Annotated in this window: 22 protein-coding genes; 12 read left to right on the top strand and 10 right to left on the bottom strand. The window is 59.5% G+C overall.

Annotation, left to right across the window (positions count from 1 at the left end; all coding sequences use genetic code 11):
- Window positions 1–32 precede the first annotated feature (32 nt).
- Together AC07OT_RS12295 and AC07OT_RS12290 are read right to left on the bottom strand one after the other, a co-directional pair.
- Entirely contained in the window at window positions 33–1,514 is a 1,482-nt protein-coding gene (locus AC07OT_RS12295; RefSeq protein ID WP_495108171.1) for a methyl-accepting chemotaxis protein, read from the bottom strand.
- Window positions 1,515–1,610: 96 nt separating this feature from the next.
- Window positions 1,611–2,417: a TatD family hydrolase gene (locus AC07OT_RS12290; RefSeq protein ID WP_495108170.1), complete on the bottom strand. Its 807-nt coding sequence runs from the start codon at window positions 2,415–2,417 to the stop codon at window positions 1,611–1,613.
- Between the two features lie 235 nt (window positions 2,418–2,652).
- Between AC07OT_RS12290 and AC07OT_RS12285 the strand changes: the two genes are divergently transcribed.
- The 3 genes from AC07OT_RS12285 to AC07OT_RS12275 all read left to right on the top strand — a co-directional run bounded on the left by AC07OT_RS12285 (window position 2,653) and on the right by AC07OT_RS12275 (window position 5,182).
- Window positions 2,653–4,074, top strand: coding sequence for an MltF family protein (locus AC07OT_RS12285; RefSeq protein ID WP_141157106.1), 1,422 nt, complete (start codon window positions 2,653–2,655; stop codon window positions 4,072–4,074).
- 103 nt (window positions 4,075–4,177) lie between these two features.
- Window positions 4,178–4,612: a DoxX family protein gene (locus AC07OT_RS12280; RefSeq protein WP_027606966.1), complete on the top strand. Its 435-nt coding sequence runs from the start codon at window positions 4,178–4,180 to the stop codon at window positions 4,610–4,612.
- Window positions 4,613–4,873: 261 nt separating this feature from the next.
- Window positions 4,874–5,182, top strand: coding sequence for a hypothetical protein (locus AC07OT_RS12275; protein ID WP_065924423.1), 309 nt, complete (start codon window positions 4,874–4,876; stop codon window positions 5,180–5,182).
- 4 nt (window positions 5,183–5,186) lie between these two features.
- On the opposite strand, the gene AC07OT_RS12270 is transcribed toward AC07OT_RS12275, so the two are convergent.
- Genes AC07OT_RS12270 through AC07OT_RS12260 form a run of 3 tightly spaced genes read right to left on the bottom strand, consistent with a single transcriptional unit; the run spans window position 5,187 to window position 8,596 of the window.
- Window positions 5,187–6,932 carry a Gldg family protein gene (locus AC07OT_RS12270; RefSeq protein WP_495108169.1) on the bottom strand — a complete coding sequence of 582 codons (1,746 nt, stop codon included), beginning with the start codon at window positions 6,930–6,932 and terminating at the stop codon, window positions 5,187–5,189.
- A gap of 15 nt (window positions 6,933–6,947) precedes the next feature.
- Window positions 6,948–7,673 (bottom strand): ABC-2 transporter permease, encoded by a 726-nt coding sequence (locus AC07OT_RS12265; RefSeq protein ID WP_495108168.1) that lies wholly within the window; start codon window positions 7,671–7,673, stop codon window positions 6,948–6,950.
- The gene (locus tag AC07OT_RS12260; RefSeq protein WP_141157110.1) at window positions 7,670–8,596 is read right to left on the bottom strand and encodes an ATP-binding cassette domain-containing protein; all 927 of its coding nucleotides are present in this window, start codon (window positions 8,594–8,596) and stop codon (window positions 7,670–7,672) included. The genes AC07OT_RS12265 and AC07OT_RS12260 overlap by 4 nt, the downstream gene beginning before the upstream one ends.
- 212 nt (window positions 8,597–8,808) lie before the next feature.
- Here AC07OT_RS12260 and AC07OT_RS12255 point away from each other — a divergent pair, with 212 nt between their 5' ends.
- Both AC07OT_RS12255 and greB read left to right on the top strand, forming a co-directional pair.
- Entirely contained in the window at window positions 8,809–9,777 is a 969-nt protein-coding gene (locus tag AC07OT_RS12255) for a hypothetical protein (RefSeq protein WP_495108167.1), read from the top strand.
- A 111-nt stretch (window positions 9,778–9,888) separates the two neighbouring features.
- Window positions 9,889–10,362: a transcription elongation factor GreB gene (gene greB / locus AC07OT_RS12250; protein WP_027606972.1), complete on the top strand. Its 474-nt coding sequence runs from the start codon at window positions 9,889–9,891 to the stop codon at window positions 10,360–10,362.
- A 46-nt stretch (window positions 10,363–10,408) separates the two neighbouring features.
- On the opposite strand, the gene AC07OT_RS12245 is transcribed toward greB, so the two are convergent.
- Complete coding sequence (locus AC07OT_RS12245) at window positions 10,409–12,919, bottom strand: ABC transporter permease (protein WP_495101270.1); 2,511 nt, start codon at window positions 12,917–12,919, stop codon at window positions 10,409–10,411.
- Window positions 12,919–13,602: an ABC transporter ATP-binding protein gene (locus AC07OT_RS12240; RefSeq protein WP_005786391.1), complete on the bottom strand. Its 684-nt coding sequence runs from the start codon at window positions 13,600–13,602 to the stop codon at window positions 12,919–12,921. Before AC07OT_RS12240 ends, AC07OT_RS12245 begins: the two co-directional genes overlap by 1 nt.
- A 10-nt stretch (window positions 13,603–13,612) precedes the next feature.
- On the opposite strand from AC07OT_RS12240, the gene AC07OT_RS12235 reads away from it, so the two are divergent.
- The 3 genes from AC07OT_RS12235 to AC07OT_RS12225 all read left to right on the top strand — a co-directional run bounded on the left by AC07OT_RS12235 (window position 13,613) and on the right by AC07OT_RS12225 (window position 15,618).
- Window positions 13,613–14,218 carry an arylesterase gene (locus AC07OT_RS12235; RefSeq protein ID WP_065939983.1) on the top strand — a complete coding sequence of 202 codons (606 nt, stop codon included), beginning with the start codon at window positions 13,613–13,615 and terminating at the stop codon, window positions 14,216–14,218.
- A gap of 58 nt (window positions 14,219–14,276) precedes the next feature.
- A complete protein-coding gene (locus AC07OT_RS12230) occupies window positions 14,277–14,570 on the top strand; it encodes a hypothetical protein (protein WP_003172705.1) in 294 nt (97 codons plus the stop codon).
- A 73-nt stretch (window positions 14,571–14,643) separates the two neighbouring features.
- Window positions 14,644–15,618 (top strand): L,D-transpeptidase family protein, encoded by a 975-nt coding sequence (locus AC07OT_RS12225; protein WP_495108166.1) that lies wholly within the window; start codon window positions 14,644–14,646, stop codon window positions 15,616–15,618.
- Window positions 15,619–15,756: 138 nt separating this feature from the next.
- Here AC07OT_RS12225 and oprI read toward each other — a convergent pair whose 3' ends face one another.
- Entirely contained in the window at window positions 15,757–16,008 is a 252-nt protein-coding gene (gene oprI, locus AC07OT_RS12220; protein ID WP_003172710.1) for an outer membrane lipoprotei OprI, read from the bottom strand.
- A 611-nt stretch (window positions 16,009–16,619) separates the two neighbouring features.
- On the opposite strand from oprI, the gene AC07OT_RS12215 reads away from it, so the two are divergent.
- Window positions 16,620–16,901, top strand: a complete 282-nt coding sequence (locus tag AC07OT_RS12215; RefSeq protein ID WP_495108165.1) for a GNAT family N-acetyltransferase — start codon at window positions 16,620–16,622, stop codon at window positions 16,899–16,901.
- Between the two features lie 77 nt (window positions 16,902–16,978).
- Here the strand turns inward: AC07OT_RS12215 and AC07OT_RS12210 are convergent, their stop codons facing one another.
- Window positions 16,979–18,055 (bottom strand): 3-deoxy-7-phosphoheptulonate synthase, encoded by a 1,077-nt coding sequence (locus AC07OT_RS12210; RefSeq protein WP_495108164.1) that lies wholly within the window; start codon window positions 18,053–18,055, stop codon window positions 16,979–16,981.
- 130 nt (window positions 18,056–18,185) lie between these two features.
- A complete protein-coding gene (locus tag AC07OT_RS12205) occupies window positions 18,186–18,620 on the bottom strand; it encodes a PilZ domain-containing protein (protein WP_065924429.1) in 435 nt (144 codons plus the stop codon).
- On the opposite strand from AC07OT_RS12205, the gene AC07OT_RS12200 reads away from it, so the two are divergent.
- Genes AC07OT_RS12200 through AC07OT_RS12190 form a run of 3 tightly spaced genes read left to right on the top strand, consistent with a single transcriptional unit; the run spans window position 18,619 to window position 20,888 of the window.
- Complete coding sequence (locus tag AC07OT_RS12200) at window positions 18,619–19,005, top strand: thioredoxin family protein (protein WP_027606979.1); 387 nt, start codon at window positions 18,619–18,621, stop codon at window positions 19,003–19,005. The genes AC07OT_RS12205 and AC07OT_RS12200 overlap by 2 nt on opposite strands.
- Window positions 19,002–19,955, top strand: coding sequence for a putative 2-dehydropantoate 2-reductase (locus tag AC07OT_RS12195; RefSeq protein ID WP_115488066.1), 954 nt, complete (start codon window positions 19,002–19,004; stop codon window positions 19,953–19,955). Before AC07OT_RS12200 ends, AC07OT_RS12195 begins: the two co-directional genes overlap by 4 nt.
- A 15-nt stretch (window positions 19,956–19,970) precedes the next feature.
- Complete coding sequence (locus tag AC07OT_RS12190) at window positions 19,971–20,888, top strand: 5'-nucleotidase (RefSeq protein ID WP_495108163.1); 918 nt, start codon at window positions 19,971–19,973, stop codon at window positions 20,886–20,888.
- Window positions 20,889–20,915: the final 27 nt, after the last annotated feature.

Here is a 20,915-nt window from a genome sequence, read left to right as displayed (position 1 = left end):
ATCGTAGGAGTCGGATTACAGGTGGAGAAGCCCTACAGCTTCAGTTGCCCAATCGCCTTGCTCAACTCACCAGCCAACGTTGCCAGCTCATTGCTGGTGGTCGCCGAATCCACCGTCTGTTGCACGGTGTTCTCGGTCACATCACGAATGCTCACCACTGCGCGGTTCATCTCTTCGGCCACGTGGCTTTGCTGTTCGGCGGCGACGGCGATCTGGGTGTTGCTTTCACGCATTTGCGCCACGGCGCTGGTGATTTCGGCGAGTGCTGTGCCGGCTTCCAGGGCTTGTTGTACGCAGTCGTCGGCCTTGAACGAGCTTTCCTGCATGAAGTCCACCGCGTCGCGGGTGCCGGCCTGCAGCGCCGAGACCATGCGGGTGATTTCGTCGGTGGAGCTTTGCACGCGCTTGGCCAGGTTGCGCACTTCGTCGGCGACCACGGCAAACCCACGGCCCATTTCCCCGGCGCGAGCAGCTTCGATGGCGGCGTTGAGGGCGAGCAGATTGGTCTGTTCGGCGATGCTGTGGATCACACTGACCACGCTGTTGATTTTCTGGCTGTCTTCGGCCAGTTTCTGGATCATTTCGGCGGTCTGTTGCACGCCGGAAGACAGGCCGGCGATTGAATGCTGTACGCGGGTGACCACGTCCTGACCGCTGCCAGCGAGGGTATCGGCGGACTGGGACAAGTCGCGGGTGGCGCCGGCATGTTGGGCGATGTGGTAGACGGTGGCGGTCATTTCGTTGATGGCGGTGGCGGCCTGGTCGGTCTCGCTTTGCTGGCCAAGCATGCCGTGTTGTACCTCGTTCATGCTGCTGGCCAATCGAGCGGCACCCTCGTCCAGAAGCTTGGCGGTGCGCGCCACGGTGCTGACCACGCGCTGATAACCGGCTTGCATGGCATTGAAGGCGCTGGCCATCTGGCCGACTTCATCCTTGCAGGCCAATGGCACGCGGGCCGACAGGTCGCCGGTTTTCTCCACGTGCAGCATCACGTCCTTGAGGGTGTTGAGTTGGCTGAGCAGGAAGCGGATCAGCAATTGGGAGGCGCAGAGCATCGCCAGCATCAGGATCAGCACCGCCACGGCATAGTTGGCGAAGCGTTCACTGAATACCTGGCTCAGGCTGGGGGCGCGGGCGAGCACGGCGATGTACTGCCCATCAGGGCGGGCGATCACTTCGGCGCCCATCAGCGTGTTTTCGCCGAACAGCGGCATGGGGTTGAGTTCGACCCAACCCGTGTTGCTGCTCAGGGCTGACAGATCCTGATCGGCCAGCTGTGGGACCTGGCCGCGGGCAAACGTCAGCCAGTGCTCGCTCTTGGGCAGGGTCTTGTCGGCCGGCCAGGCTCCGAGCAATTGCGCCTGGGCCTGTGCCGAGGCCTGGGACGCATGGCTGCGCGACTGCTGTTCGAGATGCACGGCATACAGCACCAGGAGCAGGGTCGTGATAAAGGCGACCGCGTTGACGGCCCAGAATTTGTATTTCAGCGAGATATTGCTAAGCCAGGCACCCATGGAAGGTTTTCTCTGATAGCGGAAACAGCATTGGCAAGGTGCCATTATTGTGCCGCTACTCAGAAAAGCGGTTTTGACATGGGTCAATGCACCGCATCAATCCACGGCAGGCAGCCCGAAAAACGTGCGGGCACAGGCGGTGCTGTGCTGAGCCAGGTCCTCGGCCGTTTCGTTGCGGTGCAGGGCGACTTCGCGCAGCACTTCCGGTAGATAGGCGGGTTCGTTACGGCCGTTTTTCGGCTTTGGACGCAGGGTGCGCGGCAGCAGGTAGGGCGCATCGCTTTCCAGCATCAGACGACCACGGGGAATTTCCCTGACCAACGGATGCAGGTGCGTCCCACGACGCTCATCACAGATCCAGCCGGTAATGCCAATGTGCAAATCGAGATCGAGGTAGCTGAACAGCGCCGGTTGTTCGCCGGTGAAGCAATGCACCACGGCGGCGCTCAGGTGGTCGCGGTAGTCCTTGAGGATCTCCAGCAGGCGCTGGTTGGCGTCGCGCTCGTGGAGAAACACCGGCAGTTTGAGCTCAACCGCCAGCGCCAAGTGCTCTTCGAGGACTTTTTCCTGTTGCGGGCGCGGAGAGAAATCCCGATTGAAATCCAGCCCGCATTCGCCCACTGCACGCACGCGGCTTTCGTTGAGCAAACCACGCAGGCGCCTGGCGCTATCGCCGTTCCAATCGCTGGCGGAGTGGGGGTGGATGCCGGCCGTGCTGAACAGGCGCTGGCCGCTGTCATCGAGGTTGACGCACAGCTCCAAGGCTTGTTCGCTGCCGTCGACGCTGGTGCCGGTGAGCACCAATTGTTGCACCCCGGCGGCATAGGCGCGGTCGAGAACGGCCTGGTGCTTCTCGTCGAAACTGGGGTTGGTCAGGTTGACGCCGATATCAATGAGTTGCATGGTGCTATCTCCGCCTGCGGCCGGAAAGCATATCAGAGCTGTAGATTTATAAGAAAAACTAAGAACTACAACGAGTTATAGCTGTCTTTGAACGTCGCAAGTGACATCGTGATTGGCTGCACGCCTTGCACTGTGCCACCGTTGCGCGTCTTGCCAGCGCTTAAAGCGCTCTGTTTCTGACCCCAACAACTCGTTTTTCGCGAGGGTGTTGGCCAGTATTCTTTCCGGAGAGCGGATGATCCGACCCTCGGCGTTGCTTATGTTGTGCCTGACGCTGCTGCTGCCCGCAGCGGCGCTCGCACGTCTGGACGGGCCACTGGAAGTGACCAGGCCCGGCAAGGTGCGCGATCTGGCGGAGATTCGCTCGAGTCGCACCCTGCGTGTACTGGTCAACCAGAGCCGTAACAGTTCCGGCGAAGTCCAGGGCCAGGCCATTGGTGTCGAATACCATCGCCTGCGTGCGTTCGAGCAATACCTCAATGGCCACGCCCGGGATGGCCAGGAAATCAACCTCAAGATCATTCCCAAGGCCAAGGACCAACTGCTCGGCGCATTGGCCCGTGGCGAAGGTGACCTGGTGGCCCCCGGTGAATTGCTGGATGTGAAGGCCGCACACAAGATCAGCACCAGTGATCCGATCGCCAGCGGTGTGCCGTTATGGCTGGTGGGGGTGAAGGGGGAGCGGCGGTTTACCAAGCTGGAGCAACTGTCCGGACGTACCCTGGCGCTGACCACCGGCAGCGCGGCGGCGGATGCCATCAGCCAGGTCAACCAGAAGCTGGCCTTGCACAAACAGCCGCCGGTAAAAGTGGAATGGGTGGACCCGACCCTCGCGGTTGAGGATGTGCTGGAGATGGTCCAGGCGGGTATTTTTCACCTGACTATCGTCGAGAAGCCGATTGCCGAACGCTGGTCGAAGATCCTGCCCAAGTTGCGCTTCGACAAGCAAGTGGCAATCAGCGAACCGGGCGACGAGTACTGGTTTGTGCGCCAGGACGCCTCGATGCTGCGGGCCAGTATTGACCGATTTCTCAAGACCTATCGCACGCCGTCCGACCAGGATGTGGCATTCCAACGCATCTATCGGCGCCTCTACCAGGTGCGCAACCCGCTGGCCCGCGTCGACCGCCAGCGCCTGGAAAAACTGCGCCCGGTATTGCAAAAGCACGCCCGTGAGCAAGGCATGGACTGGCTGAACCTCGCGGCGCTGGCGTTCAAGGAGTCGGCTTTCGACCCGGGTGCGCGTAACAGCGGCGGCCCTACCGGCCTGATGCAGATCACCCCTTCGGCAGCGCAGCGGGTGGGCGTCAACAACATCGAAAATCTCGACAGCAATGTGCAGGCCGGCGCGCGTTACCTGGCGTTGATCCGTCGCAAATTCTTCGCCAGCCCCAAGCTCAACGAGCGCGAGCGCATGGCCTTCGTATTGGCCGCGTACAACATGGGGCCGGAGCGGGTGCAGGGCATGCGCGCCGAGGCCAGGCGCCGGGGCCTGAATCCCAACCAATGGTTTTTCCAGGTGGAACGCATCGCCATGGAGCAGGTGGGGATGGGGGCCGTCAGCTATGTGAACAGCGTCAACAAGTACTACTTGGCGTTTGATCGGGAGCGAGAGTCCCTGGAACCGTCGGCGCCGAAAATCGCCTCACGGAAATAATCTATTTTTTCGATGTTAATCCGGCAGTTTTTCGGCTTTTATCATTGTTTAAACTGATTAATATGGCGGCCAACCAACCCCTACTTCGAAAAGGATCCACCCCATGAGCCCAATGATCAAAAGCGTACTGTCCACTCGTGCCGGCTACGGCCTGACCATCCTGCGCATCGTCGTCGGCATCATCTTTGCCGCCCATGGTTCGCAAAAACTCTTCGGTTGGTTTGGCGGCTATGGCCTGGCGGGCACCGCCCAGTGGATGGAAAGCATTGGCCTGGCGCCGGGCACCCTGATGGCGCTGCTGTCTGGCGGAACCGAGTTCTTTGCCGGCCTGGCACTGATCATCGGTTTGCTGGTACGCCCGGCGGCATTGGGCCTGACCATTCTGTCGCTGGTGGCGATCTTCTCGGTGCATATCCATAACGGCTTGTTCATGGCCAACAACGGTTATGAGTTCGCACTGGCCCTGCTGGGCGGCTCCCTGGCGGTGTTGCTGGAAGGTGCTGGCAAACTGTCTGCCGACCGCGCCATCGCCAACTGACACCTGCGCAAAACTCTGAAAAGGCCCACCACTGTGTGGGCCTTTTCGTTGCTCGGGATTCTTGACACCGCCCCACCGGCTTCTCTAGGATGCTGCGCATGCGCCGATTTAAACAGCTAATTGCGGGGCGCCACAGGGTCTTGATAGAACCCGACAGAAGCCAGTTTTCCCCTGAGGAGGCAACTTCGAAATACCGCTAAAGCGCTGGTTCGGTGTTGCCTCTCACCTGCCCGCAGACTTTTGAGGCAGAGACACGACACGATGAATGCACTACGCCCCCTGATACGCCTGGCCCCGATCACCGCGGACCTCACCCAACGCAATCCAAAAATCCTCCTGGGCGGCAAGCATCAGCCTACGCTCTTACGTTATCTGGACGGGTGGCCACGTCGCAGCGGACGGCCATCGGCATTCTTGATTCAGTTTGTGGAAGATGGCGATTCTCTTGCCCGGTTTGCGAATAACAGCTTCGATCTTGCGGTTATCCAGGCCCCCAGCGCCAGCGACGCGCAGGAAGTCATCCGACAATTGACCCGCATTGCCCGGCAGGGCCTGATTGCAAGGCGTTGAACGCTCAGTAGAGCGCGACTCCCGCCTGTAGTCGACGCCGTCGATTGCAGCGAAAAACCACCCAGGCAACCAGGCATAGCGTCAGGGGGATCGCCAAGGTCACAACCATTTTTATGACGAACTCCAGGCGATGTACCTGCGCGTATGCCTCGGCCCTCAAGGCATGTAATTCCATTGGTAAGCGCAGGCGTTCCTTGTTGAGTGCAACCAATTGGGTGGTGGTGTCTACTGTCTGGGAGCCGAGTGTGATCTGCGTTGGGCGCAGCATTTGCCATTCCTGTTCCGTTCGTAGCAGGCGTTGTTCCAATTCAGTCGCCTTCTGTGCGTAAGCGTGTGCGGCGCTGTCGCGCATCTGGTCCAGCCTGTTCGGCGATCGTTGCGCCGGCGCGCGCGGGCGAATGGTGGTCAGTACATCACCGGCGGACAAGTTATCCAGCGTATTCAAGATAAACAACGTGTTGCTGTCGGGCGCTGGGCTATTGACTTGATCCGTGAGCAAATCGGTGTCGGCGACCACCACCACATGGACCTGCGCCGCTTTTTGCACACCTGCCGGCTGTCCTTCAATGCCATCGGGAAATGCTGAATAGGCAGGCCCCTCTATACGGGCTGCAATCACATGGCGTTGCGCTTGGCTGGAGGCCTCATCGGCCGCTGAATCGAACTCGGGTGCTGAGGCAAGCCGCTTGGTCTCCCGCAACTCGGATTGCCCGGAGCTGTATAGAAGAGGGGTCAGGGTGGTGCGACCTTTCTGGCGGCGAAAGAGCGCGCCGCTGCTCGATACCGTCACGGTATTCAATTTCCAGGTGCTCGGGTCGTCTGTCTTCATCGCCTGCCGGGGCAGGGTCAACCGGCCCGGAAGCTGCACTGTGAGCTTCCCGTTCACAGGGGGAGGCGACGCCGCGTAGCGGTGGTCCAGCAGAAATTTGTCCGCTGGCATCTGTATCCCCCAAGCGGCAAGCAAATCAGGCAGTCGGTTGTTGGCGGATGTGGTGTTCGAGCTTTGCTCGCTCAGGGGGTCGATAAATGCCATCAACTTACCGCCCTTCAAGACAAACTGTTCAATCTGATACATCGCTTGCTCAGGTAACGCCTGTGGATGCACGACCATGAGCGTCTTGACCTGTTCCGGTACGGGGTCGGTGGCCGCTCCCAGATTGACCAGATTGAAATGTCGCTGCAGTTGTTTCAACAATCGACCAGAGGATTCTCCCATCGCCACCCCTGATAGCAGTCCGATAACGGGGCGCTCCGGATGCTGCAACTTGTAGATCAAATGACTGATTTCATATTCGAGCAATGGCTCACGGTCCAAGCTGAATGATTCGATACGTTGTGCCCCGTAGCCGGCTCGGGTACCGATCAGGCCCATGAATCCCCCATTGTTGTCGAGGCCAAACAACTTGGCTTTGTAGGCGTCTTCTGAAAAAGGCATGGGATCTATAAGGTGCAGGTTGATCATGCCTTTCGCTGCTTTTTCGTACTCCATCAACCGGTCTTCGATGCGCTTGCCATAGCGCTTCAAGGCGTAGCTTCGCTCAGGGGCGTCATGGGCATTGAAAAAATACAAATCCATAGGACTTTCCAATGACGCGAGTAGCTGTCGTACTTGAGGCGATAGGGTATGAGTTTTTCCTTGTGAGAAATCCCATCGAATATCCGGAATCTTTCCTACCCAAACTAAGTTAAACGCCAGGAATAGTAACAGGATGACAGTGAGTGTCATGCCGGTGCGCAGAGTAGGTCGCATGGAGGGCTTTCCTTCTCAGCTGTGTTTGTAGTTGAGAGTTACGGTCGTCGCTGCGAGAAACGCTAAGATCATGCTGATGAAGTAAAGCGTGTCGCGAAGTGTCAACTTCCCGTTGTCGATAGCGCTGTATCTCGAAAAAGGGCTGAGGGAAACCAAGCTGTCTACCGCCACAATTGGCGCTTGGTGTTCAAGTGTATCGAGTAAATAAGAGAGCGCGCTGACGATGAGCATTAAGACCACTGTCAGTATGAAAAGGACTGTGCGCTGGCGCACCAGTGTGAAAATAAAAAAACCGACGGCGAGATAACTGCCAGCCAGCAGCCAGCTCGACAAAAATTGCGAGGCAATAATGCTGTTGTCCGCCACGCCCAGGTAGTTGGCAATGATCACGAGAGGGAAGGTCAGCATTAGGGCGGTACCCGCCACGACCCAGGCTGCTAAAAATTTGCCAATAACCCATTCAAACGTGGTGATGGGCAATGTTTTCATCAGGTTGAGAAAGCCGGCATTGGACTCGTCCGACCAGAGTTGTGCCGCCAGTACAGGAATCAGCAACAAATAGAGCCAGGGGTGTAGCTGGAAGAAAATCTGCAAGTGACCGCTGTCCTGTTCTGGCCACGCACTCATGTGCAACCCCAATGCCACGGACAGTACTGAAAAAATCGCAATGCTCAGATAAGTGCCGGGTGCTCCGGCATAGTGGGCGAGTTGACGCTTGAAAATGACGGGCAGCAGTTTCAACGGCGGATCTCTCGGCTCAGATGGTGAACTACGTCGCTGAGGCGACCAGGCTCCACGCTCAGTGAGTTGATTTTCCAGCGGCGATTGGCGATGAGCGTATTGATATGGGGGTAGATGGTGTGCCCCGGCATAGCCAGGACCGTCACCGTGCCGGGCGCGTGTCGATGTTCTTCAATGCCTGCCACCCCTGGCAGTACGGCGAGAGCCAGCAGATCCAAGGGGGCATCTGCGGTGAGGGTGACCGCCTGGAAATGGCGAGAGTCGCGTTGCAAATCCGGCATGGGGGCATCGGCCACCAGACGATCGCCTGCGATAACCAGCGCGCGCGTACAGAATTCGGACAATTCATCGCTGTGTCGGGAAGCGACGATCACTGTCATTTCCTGCGTCAATGACTGGATGAGGCTTCTGAGTTTGTATTTCTGATCAGATGCCAGCCCTTCGGTCGGTTCATCCAGTAATAGCAAGGCCGGGGTGTGCAGGATGGCCTGGGCAATGGCGACTTTGCGTTCCAACCCCATGGAGAGAGCCTCGAGGGGCGCGTTGAGCACCGGCAACAATTCCAAACGTGTAGCGGCATATTCCACCTGAGCGCGTTTTTCGGTGCCGCGCAGTCCGCGAATGGCTGCGATGTAGTCAAGGAACTCTTTAACCGACATCGTAGGATGACTGACACTCCTATGCAGTTGATAGCCTATGAGTTTTTTTGTTTTAAATGGGTGGGTTTTAGTACTGAAGCCTTGAATGTTTATATGCCCGCTGGAAGGAGTGCTTGAGCCCGATATTACATCGAGAAGGGCTGTTTTAACTGTAGGATTTTCGCCGAATAGTCCCAGGCATTCCTGCTTATTTGCGCTGAATGAAAAATCGCTGATTATTTTTTTATTGTTTGAATGTTTTGTCAGGTTGATTATCTCGATCATTTAGCGTGGTGTGGTCGTAGAAGAGGAGAGTTTGAAAAGGGTACGAGTAATAGCTGTTTTTGGGAACGCCGCTCTGCATTAATAGGAAAACTCCTACGTGCGCGCCAGGCAGGTCGCTGAAACAATTGTTTTGTATTTTTAACCTTTAATTGTTGAGTGAATGTCTGAAAGTTATAGAGACTTTTCGAATTTTGTAAGGAGGCCCGATTACCATGATGCTTCTACGTACCCTTGTTCTTGAACGCGACGGTCAGGATGCTCCGGTCAACGGTGCATTGCTCTGTGGGTTTGCTGTAGGTCAGATTGCCTCCAACTTCCTTGTCTATAGCTTGGATGAAGAGGTTGAGCCGGCGAGTTCCAGAGTTTATATCGCAGCCTTGCGCAAAAAACTTGATCGGTATTTTCTGGGCGGTGTCGAGTCCAAGGAAGACCTGCATGTGGCAATGCATGTCTTCAAGCAGATTCTTACATCGGTGGCGGCAGGCGCCAAGGCGGGTGTTACCGAAACTCAGGTTCCATATCACTTTATTGATTTGAAAGGCTGCAAGCTGCCGCCTGCAAGGCCCGAAGAACATCACTCGGTGATCATCAAGAAGGCACTGGTGATGAAAGTGATCACCTGGGGAATGTCTGCGCCAGTGATGCCGGCAATCGAAAGTGCTTCATTGATTGTGCCTTCCATCCGTTTCTCGTCGAAAATGAGTTCACCTGTCAGGGGGAATTCACCCGAGCCTGTACATGAACCTGTTGTAGAAGAGCCCCGAGAGATGTCGTTTGACGCACCTGTGGCCATTGCTCAGGATGCACCTGTTGTCCCAAGCCCCGCGGCGCCGCAGCCGCAGCCGCAGCTTCCGGCACCCGCGGATGACGGTACTTTGTCCGAAGTGGGCAGTACGTTGAACAACCTCGCTCGTGTCGCTCAGGAGCTGACCCAACAGAAACTCGCTGCAGTGGAGAGGGACGCGGCGCTTGATCAATGGCAGGCCCGATTGCAGCAGGAGCAAGCCCAGTTGGATGAAAAGGCCCGGGATCTGGAGCAGCGCACCGCCCAACTGCATGACCAGTCCCTGGCAGTCAGTCAGCGAACCGAGGCCCTGAAGGTGATGACCTCGCAAGTATCGGGCCTGCGCCAGAGCCTGCGAGGTGTGCTGCTTGAACTGGATCAGGCCTTGGATGGTTAGACCGGCCTGGCTACTTTCTCGGGTTCATTTATCATCTGCCAGCGAACCGACGCCAGGGTGTGATTTCCTGGCCTATCGGCATCTATGGACATTGCCTGGGGATGCATGCGTTTGAGTACCAAGCTGATAACCAAAGAAGGTCATGAAGCGCTGAAGAAAGAGCTGGATTACCTGTGGCGCGAAAAGCGTCCGGATACCACGCGCAAGGTGACATGGGCTGCTTCCCTGGGGGATCGCAGCGAGAATGCCGACTATCAGTACAACAAGAAGCTGCTGCGTGAAATCGACCGGCGGGTGCGTTACTTGCGCAAGCGCCTGGAAGACATGCGTGTGGTGGAATACATGCCCGAGCAGGAAGGGAAGGTGTTTTTTGGCGCCTGGGTCGAGATTGAAAACGAGCAGGGCGAGACCAAGCGTTTTCGTATCGTCGGCTATGACGAGATTTATGATCGGATGGACTATATCTCCATCGATTCACCGATGGCCCGTGCGCTGCTGCGCAAGGAAGTCGACGATGAGGCCATCGTGCAGACCCCTGGAGGTGAGGTGTGCTGGTGGATCACCGCTATCGAGTACGTGAAGTAAGCGACGTTGACCCGCCCCCCCGTGAGGCAGGCGGGTCATGGACCGCTCAGCCCTCGCGCAATACCGTCAGCGGGCTCGCGTTCAGCGCACGGCGTGTGCCGAACACGCCGGCACCGCCGATCAATACGGCGCCGATCACAGGCAGCAGCAACAGCCAGGGGTGCGGTTGCCAGGCCAGGTCGAAGGCATAGCGGTACAGCACCCACGTCACCAACTCGGTACCCAGCGCCGCCAGCAAGCCGCTGACTGCGCCCAGCAAGCCGAACTCGATGCGCCGTGCTTTGACCAGCAGCTTGCGCTCCGCGCCCAGTGCTCGCAGCAGTGCACCTTGGCGAATGCGCTCATCCAAGGTGGCTTGCAGGCCGGAGAACAGCACCGCCATCCCAGCGGCCAGCACAAACAACAACACGTACTCCACCGCCAGGGTCACTTGGGCGAGGATGCTGCGCAGTTGCTCCAGCAGCGCCTCGACCTGCAGGATGGTCACCGCCGGAAAGGCGCGGGACAGATCAACGATCTGCTGATCATGCCCTGGCGCGAGGTAGAAGCTGGTCAGGTAGGTGGCCGGCAGGTCCGTCAGGGTTCCCGGTTGGAAAATCATGAAGAAGTTCGGCTGGAAGTTATCCCAGTTGATGGTTCGCAGGCTGGCAACCCGCGCCTCACGGTTTTCCCCGGCGATGGTGAACACCAGGTGATCGTTCAACTTGAGCTTGAGGCTCTGCGCGACCTTGGCCTCTACCGAGACTCCTGGAATTCCATCGGTGGGTTGTTGCGACCACCATGAGCCTTCGGTCAGGGTATTGCCCGGCGGCAGGTCGGCGGCCCAGGTCAGGCTCAAGTCCCGTTGTACGGCGCGGTCACCACTGGAGTCCTTGCTGACTATTTCCTGTACCGGCTCGCCATTGATACTGATCAACCGTCCTGGCACGACCGGGTACAGCGGCGCGGATTGCGCCTGCACTTCCAGCAGACGGGCGCCAAAGGCTTCCTTATCGGCCGGCAGGATATTCAGGGCGAAATAGTTGGGGGCGTCCTTGGGCAGCTGGTTTTGCCAGGTGTCCAGCAATTCGCCACGCAGCAAGGCGATCAAGCCCATGGACAACAGGATCAGGCCGAACGCCAGGGACTGGCCCGCCGCCGCCAGCGGGTGGCGCAGCAGTTGGCCCAGGCCCAGGCGCCACGGCAGGGACGCCCGGGCCAACAGGCGTCGCAGGCTCTGCAACAGCAGCAGAAGCAAGCCCCCCAGAACCAGCGCGGCAACCACGCCGCCGCCCAGCAGGGCGAAGGTCAGCACCAGGTCGAGGCTCAGGCGCCACATGATCAGGCCCAGGGCGAACAACGCGGCGCCGTAGACCATCCAGGTGCTGGACGGGATAGGCAGCAGGTCGCGCCTCAGCACTCGCAGCGGCGGTACGCGACCGAGGGCGGCCAACGGTGGCAGCGCGAAACCCGCGAGAGCAACCAGCCCGGTGCCGATCCCGGCAATGGCCGGCAACAGTCCACCCGGTGGAACGTCCGCCGGCAACAGGTCGTGCAGGAAATAGAACAGGCCAAACTGTGCCAACCAACCGAGGAGGGCGCCGGCCAGGCTCGCCAGTAACCCCAGTACGCTCAATTGCAGGCTGAACAGCAGCATGGCCTCGAGTCGCGATAACCCAAGGCAACGTAGCAACGCACTGGCGTCGAAACGGCGGGTGGCAAAGCGGTTGGCCGACAGGGCCACGGCCACGCCGGCCAACAGCACGGCCACCAGGCTGGCCATGTTCAGGTAGCGCTCGGCTTTGCCCAGGGCGCCGCCGATCTGCTGGTTGCCGTCCCGTGAGTCCTGAAGACGCTGGTTGGCGGCGAGCCCCGGCTTGATCAGGTCTCGATAGGTTTGCAGCGCGGTACTGGCCTGCGGGCCACGCCATAGCTCGCGGTAGCTGACGCGACTGCCCGGCTGGACCACACCGGTGGCGTCCAGGTCCGCCAGGTTGATCATTACCCTGGGCGTCAGGCTATAGAAGTTGCCGGCGCGATCCGGTTCGTAGGTCAGTACACGTGCCAGGCGCAAGGTCTTCATGCCCACATCGATACTGTCGCCGACGTTCAGGTCCAGTGCCGTCAGCAGCCGCGATTCGACCCAGGCTTCACCGGGTTTCGGCCCGCCGCCCGGGGTTTCATCCCCAAAGGGGGCTGCTGCGCTCTTAAGCTCACCGCGTAGCGGATACTGCTCGTTGACCGCCTTGATGCTGGAGAGCTGGATACCATTGTCGGTGGCAATGACGCTGGAAAACTCAACCACACGGGCGTGATCCAGGCCCAGCTCGGTCCCGGATCTGATTTGTTCGGGGCGTGCCGGTGAGCTGCCTTCGAGTACCAGGTCGGCGCCGAGGAACTCAGTGGCGCGCAACAGCATGGCGCCGTTGAGGCGGGCGCCGAAATAACCGATGGCGGTACTGGCCGCCACGGCCACCAACAGGGCGAAGAACAACACACGCAATTCGCCGGCGCGGGCATCGCGCAGTAATTGGCGCAGGGCAAGGCTGAACAGGCGCAACAGCGGCAAACGTGCCATCAAGGCTCCAGGGGGGCGACCATCAGGCCGGCTTCAAGGCGGATCAGGCGTCGGCAACGATGAGCCAGGCGCTCGTCATGGGTAACCAGCACCAGGGTCGTGCCGCTTTCTTTATTGAGCTCGAACAACAGGTCGCTGATGCGCTCACCGGTGTGGCTGTCGAGGTTGCCGGTCGGCTCATCGGCAAACAGCACGTCCGGCTCGGCGGCAAAGGCGCGGGCAATCGCCACCCGTTGCTGTTCGCCCCCGGAAAGCTGGCGAGGGGAGTGGGTCAGGCGCTGGCCGAGGCCGACACGCTCCAGCAGGTGTCTGGCGCGTTCGCGGGCGTCCTTGCGGCCATCCAGCTCCAACGGCAGCATGACGTTCTCCAGAGCATTGAGGCTGTCGAGCAGTTGGAACGACTGGAACACAAAGCCCACGTGTTCGGCACGGATGCGCGCGCGCTGGTCTTCGTCGAGGGTGCTGAGGGCCTGGCCGGCGAGGGTGACTTCACCGCTGCTGGGCAGGTCGAGGCCGGCGAGCAGGCCGAGGAGGGTGGATTTACCGGAGCCGGAGCTGCCGACGATAGCCAGGCTATCGCCCTTGTTCAGTTCCAGGCTCAGTTCGTGCAGGATAGTCAGTTCACCTTCCGCGCTGGGAACCACTTTGCTGAGGTTCCGCGCGGTGAGAATGCTTGCGCCCATGGAGAATCCGATGCGAATGTGGTTTTTGAGTGCTGGCCTGGCCTTGATGTGCATGGCCCAGAACGCAGCGGCGGGTACAGTCCTGATCGTTGGCGATAGTATCAGTGCCGGTTTCGGCCTGGATACCAGCAAAGGGTGGGTTGCATTGCTGCAGCAACGGCTCAAGAAGGAAGGTTTCGACGATAAAGTGGTCAATGCCTCCATCAGCGGCGACACCAGTGCCGGAGGCCTGGCGCGCCTGCCGGCGGCGCTTGCAGAGCATAAGCCGGACGTGGTGGTGATCGAGTTGGGCGGTAACGATGGCCTGCGTGGGCAGCCACCGGCGCAATTGAAACAAAATCTTGCGTCGATGATTGATCAGTCCAAGGCCGGCGGTGCCAAGGTGCTGTTATTGGGGATGCAGTTGCCGCCCAATTATGGTCCGCGATACACCACGGCATTCGCCGAAGTCTTTGGCACGCTGGCCAAGGAAAAAAACATCCCGCTGGTACCGTTTTTCCTTGAAGGCGTGGGTGGTCATCCGGAGCTGATGCAGGCTGATCAACTTCACCCGGCTCTCGGCGCCCAGGGCAAATTGCTGGAAAATGTCTGGCCGACGCTAAAACCGCTGCTATGACGCTTTTCTACCGGCAGGCTTTCGGCTAAGGTGGCGCCCCCCCGATCTGGAGCCCCCGATGTCGCGTCCTGCCTGGTCCCTGTTTAACTACCAACTGATCGAGCCGGACGAGCAGCTGGATCTGTTCGCCTGCCAGGAAGTGCGGGTGCATCTGGTGACGCGTCAATTGGAACTGGGCGGCTCCATCGATCGCACCTTGTGCGGTACGTTATTGCCGGCGCAGCCGCGTTGGTCCCTGGTCGACCGTTCGATTTTCCAGGACCAGCGCCTGTGCCCTTTGTGCCGGGCGATCCTCGAGTCCCAGAAGCGTGGCACGCCGCCAATCTGGCCCGAGTTGCGTTTCGAGTTGTAGGGGGCAGCTAGAAGCCCGCTTCACGTATACAATCGATTTTTACCTACCCGTCGTTCTGCGAAGGATTTTCCGGATGTTGTCGCGCCTTTCCGTCGTCACCTGCTGCCTGTCTCTTGCTGCCTTGTGTGCGGCCGGTCCTGCCGCCGCCTTGCAGTTGCCCCTGCCTCCACCCGGCGAAGACATCGTCGGGCAGGTCCAGGTGATCAAGGCCAAGTACGAAGACACCTTTGCCGACCTGGGTACCACCTACGACCTGGGCTATTCGGAAATGGTCGCGGCCAATCCGGGCGTCGATGCCTGGTTGCCGGGGGCGGGGACCGAGATCGTCCTGCCGACACGCTTCATCCTGCCGCCGGGCCCCCGTGAAGGCATCGTGATCAACCTGGCGGAGTATCGGCTCTACTACTTCCCCAAGGGGCAGGATGTGGTCTACACCTTCCCGCTTGGGATTGGCCGTGAAGGCTGGGGCTCGCCCATTGCGCACACCAGCATCATCGCCAAGACGCCGAACCCGACCTGGACGCCGCCGGCCTCGATCAAGGCTGAGCACGCCGCCAACGGCGACCCGCTGCCCAATGTGGTGCCGGCCGGCCCGGACAACCCCCTGGGGCCGTTCAAGTTCACCCTGGGGACGCCGGGGTATCTCATCCACGGTTCCAACATGAAGTTCGGCATCGGCACCCGTACCAGCCACGGTTGCTTCCGCATGTTCAACAACAACGTGCTGGAAATGGCCGGCATGGTCCCGGTGGGGACGTCGGTGCGTATCATCAACGATGCCTACAAGTTCGGCAGCAGCGGCGGCAAGGTCTACCTCGAGGCGCATACACCCTTGAACGACGATGGCACGCCGTCGGTGGTCGACAAGCACACGGCAGTGATCAACGCCTTGCTCAAGCGTGAAGATCTGGCCAATAACCTGCGGGTGAACTGGGATCAGGTGCGTGATGTGGTCGCGGCCGAAGATGGCCTGCCCACCGAGATCGGTGTGCCAGGTCCAGGTGCTGCACCGATAGCGTCCAGCGCGCCGATCGACCTGCAGCAATAAGCGAATGGCCCGTTCCTGAGCCCGCCACGGCCTTGCGCTGCGGCGGGCTTTTTATTGCGCGGGGTTCTGGTTCGAATCGCAGGCAATAAAAAAGCCGACCCAAGAATGGATCGGCTTGATAACAATCCCGAGGGATTATTACTTGCGGCTAGCTTTTTCAAGCATACGCAGAGCGCGCTCGTTAGCTTCGTCAGCAGTCTGTTGTGCTTTTTGAGCAGCAGCCAGAGCTTCATCAGCTTTACGATAGGCTTCGTCTGCACGGGCCTGGGAGCGAGCTGCTGCGTCTTCAGTTGCAGTCAGACGAGCTTCGGTTTCTTTGGAGACGCTGCTGCAACCGGTAGCCAGAACTGCGGCCAGAGCCAGAGCAGAGAATTTCAGAACGTTGTTCATCGTGTTCCCCTTCAAGGACTTTCTATTAAATGGCTACTTTCTCAGAGTGAGCTAATAGCCGGCGTACATACTACCCATTACTTGTAGTAAGTAAACTGACGTAGCGCAAGAAGCAAAAAAAATTCTTGTGCCGAATCTATTTTGGCTAATCTTTTGGACATTCGTATAAAAACCGTACAGTTTTTTGCAGTCTGACGGAGATTGGATCCAGGCTGAGAGGGCCGGCCCGCATGTGTTAAGCCTTGTAAATAGATGAAATTTTATATATCGAAGCTGACACTTTCGTTTGGCTGGCCTTTACCACGCCCCGCATCTTTTGTGCATGTAGAGGTGACTTTAAGAGCGTCTGTTCGTCTCAAGGTTCAACTGCCGGCAATGTTCAGGCCTTCGATCACCGGTTGATCGAGGCCCTTTCTATATCCGCCAGCGGCAGGGATGACGGGTACGCCTTGAGCAATTACAGGATTGGTGCCTACTATTCCCTACGTGCTGGTTGTGAGCGCTCAAGGTTTTCTCGTTGTCGAAACCGGCACGGGGTGGCGTAGATGTTCCTTCGCCGGAAAAACATCGGTAAGGTAGGGGTCAGAATCCAAGACCCGCGAGGAGTAGTGATGAGCGAGGCGTTGTCCATCCACCATGACCAGGCTGGTCATCAGTTCGAGACCAGTGTGGACGGTCATCGTGCCTATCTGACCTATATGGACCTCGGGAAGCAGACCCTGGACATCTATCGGACCTTCGTGCCCAACGCACTGCGCGGCCGTGGCATTGCTGCCGCGTTGACCGAGGAAGCGTTGAAGTTTGCCGAAGAACAAGGCTACACGGTGATCCCGTCGTGTTCCTATGTCGAACGCTACATGGAGCGCCACCAGCGCCATGCCGCGAAGCTATAACGCACAACATAAAACGCAGCATGAAAAACGCCGGGCTCAGCCCGGCGTTTTTGTGTGCGCACACTTCAGATACAGGTTCAGCTGCGTTTGCGTTTCGGCAATACGTCCTTGAGCTTGGCGTGCATGCTGCGCAGGGTGTTCTCGGTGGCGGACCAGTCAATGCAGGCATCGGTGATCGACACGCCGTACTGCAAGTCGGCCAGGTCCTTTGGAATCGCCTGGCAGCCCCAGTTCAGGTGGCTCTCGACCATCAGGCCGATAATCGACTGGTTGCCTTCGAGGATCTGGTTGGCGACGTTTTCCATTACCAGCGGCTGCAGGGCCGGGTCCTTGTTGGAGTTGGCGTGGCTGCAGTCGACCATGATGTTCGGCTTGATCCTGGCCTTGTTCAGCGCCTGCTCGCAGAGCGCAACGCTGACCGAATCATAGTTGGGCTTGCCATTGCCGCCGCGCAACACCACGTGACCGTAGGCATTGCCCTTGGTGGTGACGATGGAGACGCCGCCTTCCTGGTTGATACCCAGGAAACGGTGAGGGCTGGAGACCGATTGCAGCGCGTTGATCGCCACGGTCAGGCCGCCGTCGGTGCCGTTCTTGAAGCCTACGGCCGAAGACAAGCCGGATGCCATTTCGCGGTGGGTCTGCGACTCGGTGGTGCGCGCGCCGATGGCCGACCAGCTGATCAGGTCCTGCAGGTACTGCGGGGAGATCGGGTCGAGGGCTTCGGTGGCGGTGGGCAGGCCCATTTCGGCCAGGTCCAGCAGCAACTTGCGACCGATGTGCAAGCCGTCCTGGATCTTGAACGAGTCGTCCAGGTACGGGTCGTTGATCAAGCCTTTCCAGCCCACGGTGGTACGCGGCTTCTCGAAATACACGCGCATCACCAGGTACAAGGTGTCGGACACTTCCGCCGCCAGCGCTTTGAGGCGCTCGGCGTATTCGTGGGCAGCCTTGAGGTCGTGGATCGAGCAAGGCCCGATCACGACGAAGAGGCGGTGGTCGGTGCCATCGAGAATGTCACGGATGACTTCGCGGCCTTTGGTGACGGTCTGCAGGGCAGCGTCGCTCAGAGGGATTTCGCGCTTGAGCTGATCGGGTGTGATCAGGGTCTCGTTGGATTCGACGTTTAGGTCATTGATCGGTAAATCAGCCATCGTGTTACTCGCCAGGGTCACGGGTGCCGGCCGCCAGCCATCCCCGTGCGGCGGGCACAGCATGATTTGAATGCAGGGGGGAGGAACCTTAGCGCGTAACACGGGCCCGCGACAATGGGCAAAGCCCGCTTTAATCCAGCGCTGGCCGCACAAACGTCTCGTGGGCGAACTCGCCGGCATGGCGCGCCACCCACTCACGGGCCAGGGCTTCGAGTTGCTGCGGGGTCGGCTCGGCATCTTCGTGCTGGCGGCAGTAGCGCTCTATCCGGCATGCTTGCTCACCCATTCGCGCCCCGAACAACGCATGTTCATCGGTAAACGAAATGCCCACGCGGTAGCCGTTTTCCACCTTGCGACACCACGCCACATACCCCGGATAGCGGGCCGTGGCGCCCAGGGAGGGAATGTGCAGGTCAACGGCCGTGCCCTGGCGCCATGCGCGGGGCCAATTGCAGGCAACGCCGCCCAGTCCGATAGTGTGCAGGCGTTGGCGGGGGATGGCGGGAGAGGGGCGTTGGATTAACTCGACAGCGACATCATCAGGGTGAGGTAAAAAACGACCCATGTACACGGACTCCGAGCACCGTCCAGTTGACGGCGGTGGCAGCAGTATAGTGAAGGAACTGGAATTGACCGACCTGGATATTGACCAGCAATTGCTGGGATTGCCAGGTATTTCGCTGGTGGTGTTCACCAGCGTGGGGTGTTCCAGTTGCCGTTGGGCGCGCCAGCAGTTGCCGGGCTGGCGCTTGCCGGTGGACCGCGTGTGTTGGGTGGATGCCGGGCACAACGGCGGTGCGGTCGAACGCTACCAGATCTTTCATTTGCCGGCGTTGTTCGTGGTGTGCGAGGGTCAGTTCCTCGGGCAAATACAGACACGTCTTACGCTTTCTGACCTGACCGAAACCATTGACCAAGCACTTAGCCGCACTCCGGAGGAACTGCCATGACAGTACAGTCGCCACGTATCGGCATTATCGGCACCGGCGCCATTGGTGGCTTCTATGGCGTGATGCTGGCACGTGCTGGCTTCGACGTGCACTTCCTGCTGCGCAGCGAATATGCAGCGGTCAGCGAGCACGGCCTGCGCGTCAATAGCAGTGTGCATGGCAACCTGCACCTGCACCCGGTGCAAGCCTACGCCCGTGCCGCCGACATGCCGGCGTGCGACTGGTTGCTGGTGGGCACCAAGTCCACCGGCAATGTCGAGCTGGCCCCGACCCTCGCCCAGGTCGCGGCGCCGGACGCCAAGGTGGTGTTGCTGCAAAACGGCCTGGATGTCGAAGACAGTCTGCGTGAACACCTACCGCCATCCCTGCATCTACTGGGCGGGCTGTGCTACATCGGCGTACACCGCTCCGCGCCTGGCGTCGTCGAGCATCAGGCGTTGGGCCGGGTCAACCTGGGCTACCACAGCGGCACGGCCGCCAACGATGAGGCCCGCCAGAAGGCTATTGTCGAAGCCGGTGCCGCGTTGTTTCATAAGGCCGGCATCGAGTCCCAGGCCATGGCCAATGTGCATCAGGCCCGCTGGCACAAGCTGGTGTGGAACGTGCCTTACAATGGCCTCTCCGTACTGTTGGGAACGGGTACCACGGCAATGATGGCGGACGAATCCAGCCGCGAGTTGATCCAGGCGTTGATGGCCGAAGTGGTGCAGGGCGCCCATGCCTGCGGCCATGAAATCCCCGCCAGTTACGCCGAACAGATGTTCGCCATGACGGAAACCATGGACGATTACCTGCCCAGCATGTACCACGACCATATACATAAACGCCCGCTGGAACTGGCGGCGATCTATGGGCGACCGCTTGCTGCCGCCAAGGCCGCAGGTTGCGAATTGCCACGAATGCAGGCGCTGTACCAGGCCTTGAGCTTTATTGATCGGCATAACCGCTGATTCGGGGGACGTACCATGGCAAAGGGATTGGGCGACAAACTGGTGCTGGCGATTTCCTCGCGGGCGCTGTTCGACCTGAGCGACAGCCACAAGGTCTACCTGGCCAAAGGGGTGGAGGCCTACCGTAAATACCAGATCGAACACGAGGAAGAGATCCTCGAGCCCGGTGACGCCTTTCCGCTGGTCAAGAAGCTGCTGAGCCTCAATGCGAGCCTGGGGCGTGCTCGGGTCGAGGTGGTGCTGGTGTCGCGCAACAGTGCCGACACCGGCTTGCGCGTGTTCAATTCCATCCAGCATTACGGCCTGGATATTTCCCGCGCAGCCTTTGTCGGTGGGCGTAGTCCTTATCCTTATTTGGCGGCGTTTGGCTGTCATCTGTTTCTTTCCACCCATGCTGAAGATGTACGTAGCGCCCTCGATGCCGGCTTTGCCGCCGCGACGATTCTGTCGGGCGGTCCGCGCCGGGCGTCCAGCGAAGAGCTGCGGATCGCCTTTGACGGTGACGCGGTGCTGTTCTCTGATGAGTCGGAGCGCGTGTACCAGGCCGGTGGGCTGGAGGCGTTCCAGGCCAGCGAGCGCGAGTCGGCACGCCAGCCTTTGCACGGAGGCCCGTTCAAGGGTTTCCTGGCGGCACTCAACTTGTTGCAACGCGAGTTTCCTGACGAGGCCTGTCCGATCCGCACAGCCTTGGTCACCGCCCGTTCGGCGCCTTCCCACGAGCGGGTGATTCGGACCTTGCGTGAGTGGGACATCCGCCTGGACGAGTCACTGTTTCTCGGCGGCCTGGAAAAGTCCGCCTTCCTGGAGGCGTTTGCCGCGGATGTGTTTTTCGATGACCAGGCCGGTCACTGCGAGAAAGCCAGGGAGGTGGTGGCCACCGGGCATGTGCCCCATGGCATCAGTAACGAGGTGAGGATTCAGGCCGAGACCTAGGCGCGCTGCTAAGCTCATTCAATCTCC

The organism is Pseudomonas sp. GW821-FHT09C10 (genome assembly GCF_059418085.1).
Note: the sequence above shows the minus strand (reverse complement) of the source record. Positions and strands in the feature narration are given on the sequence as shown.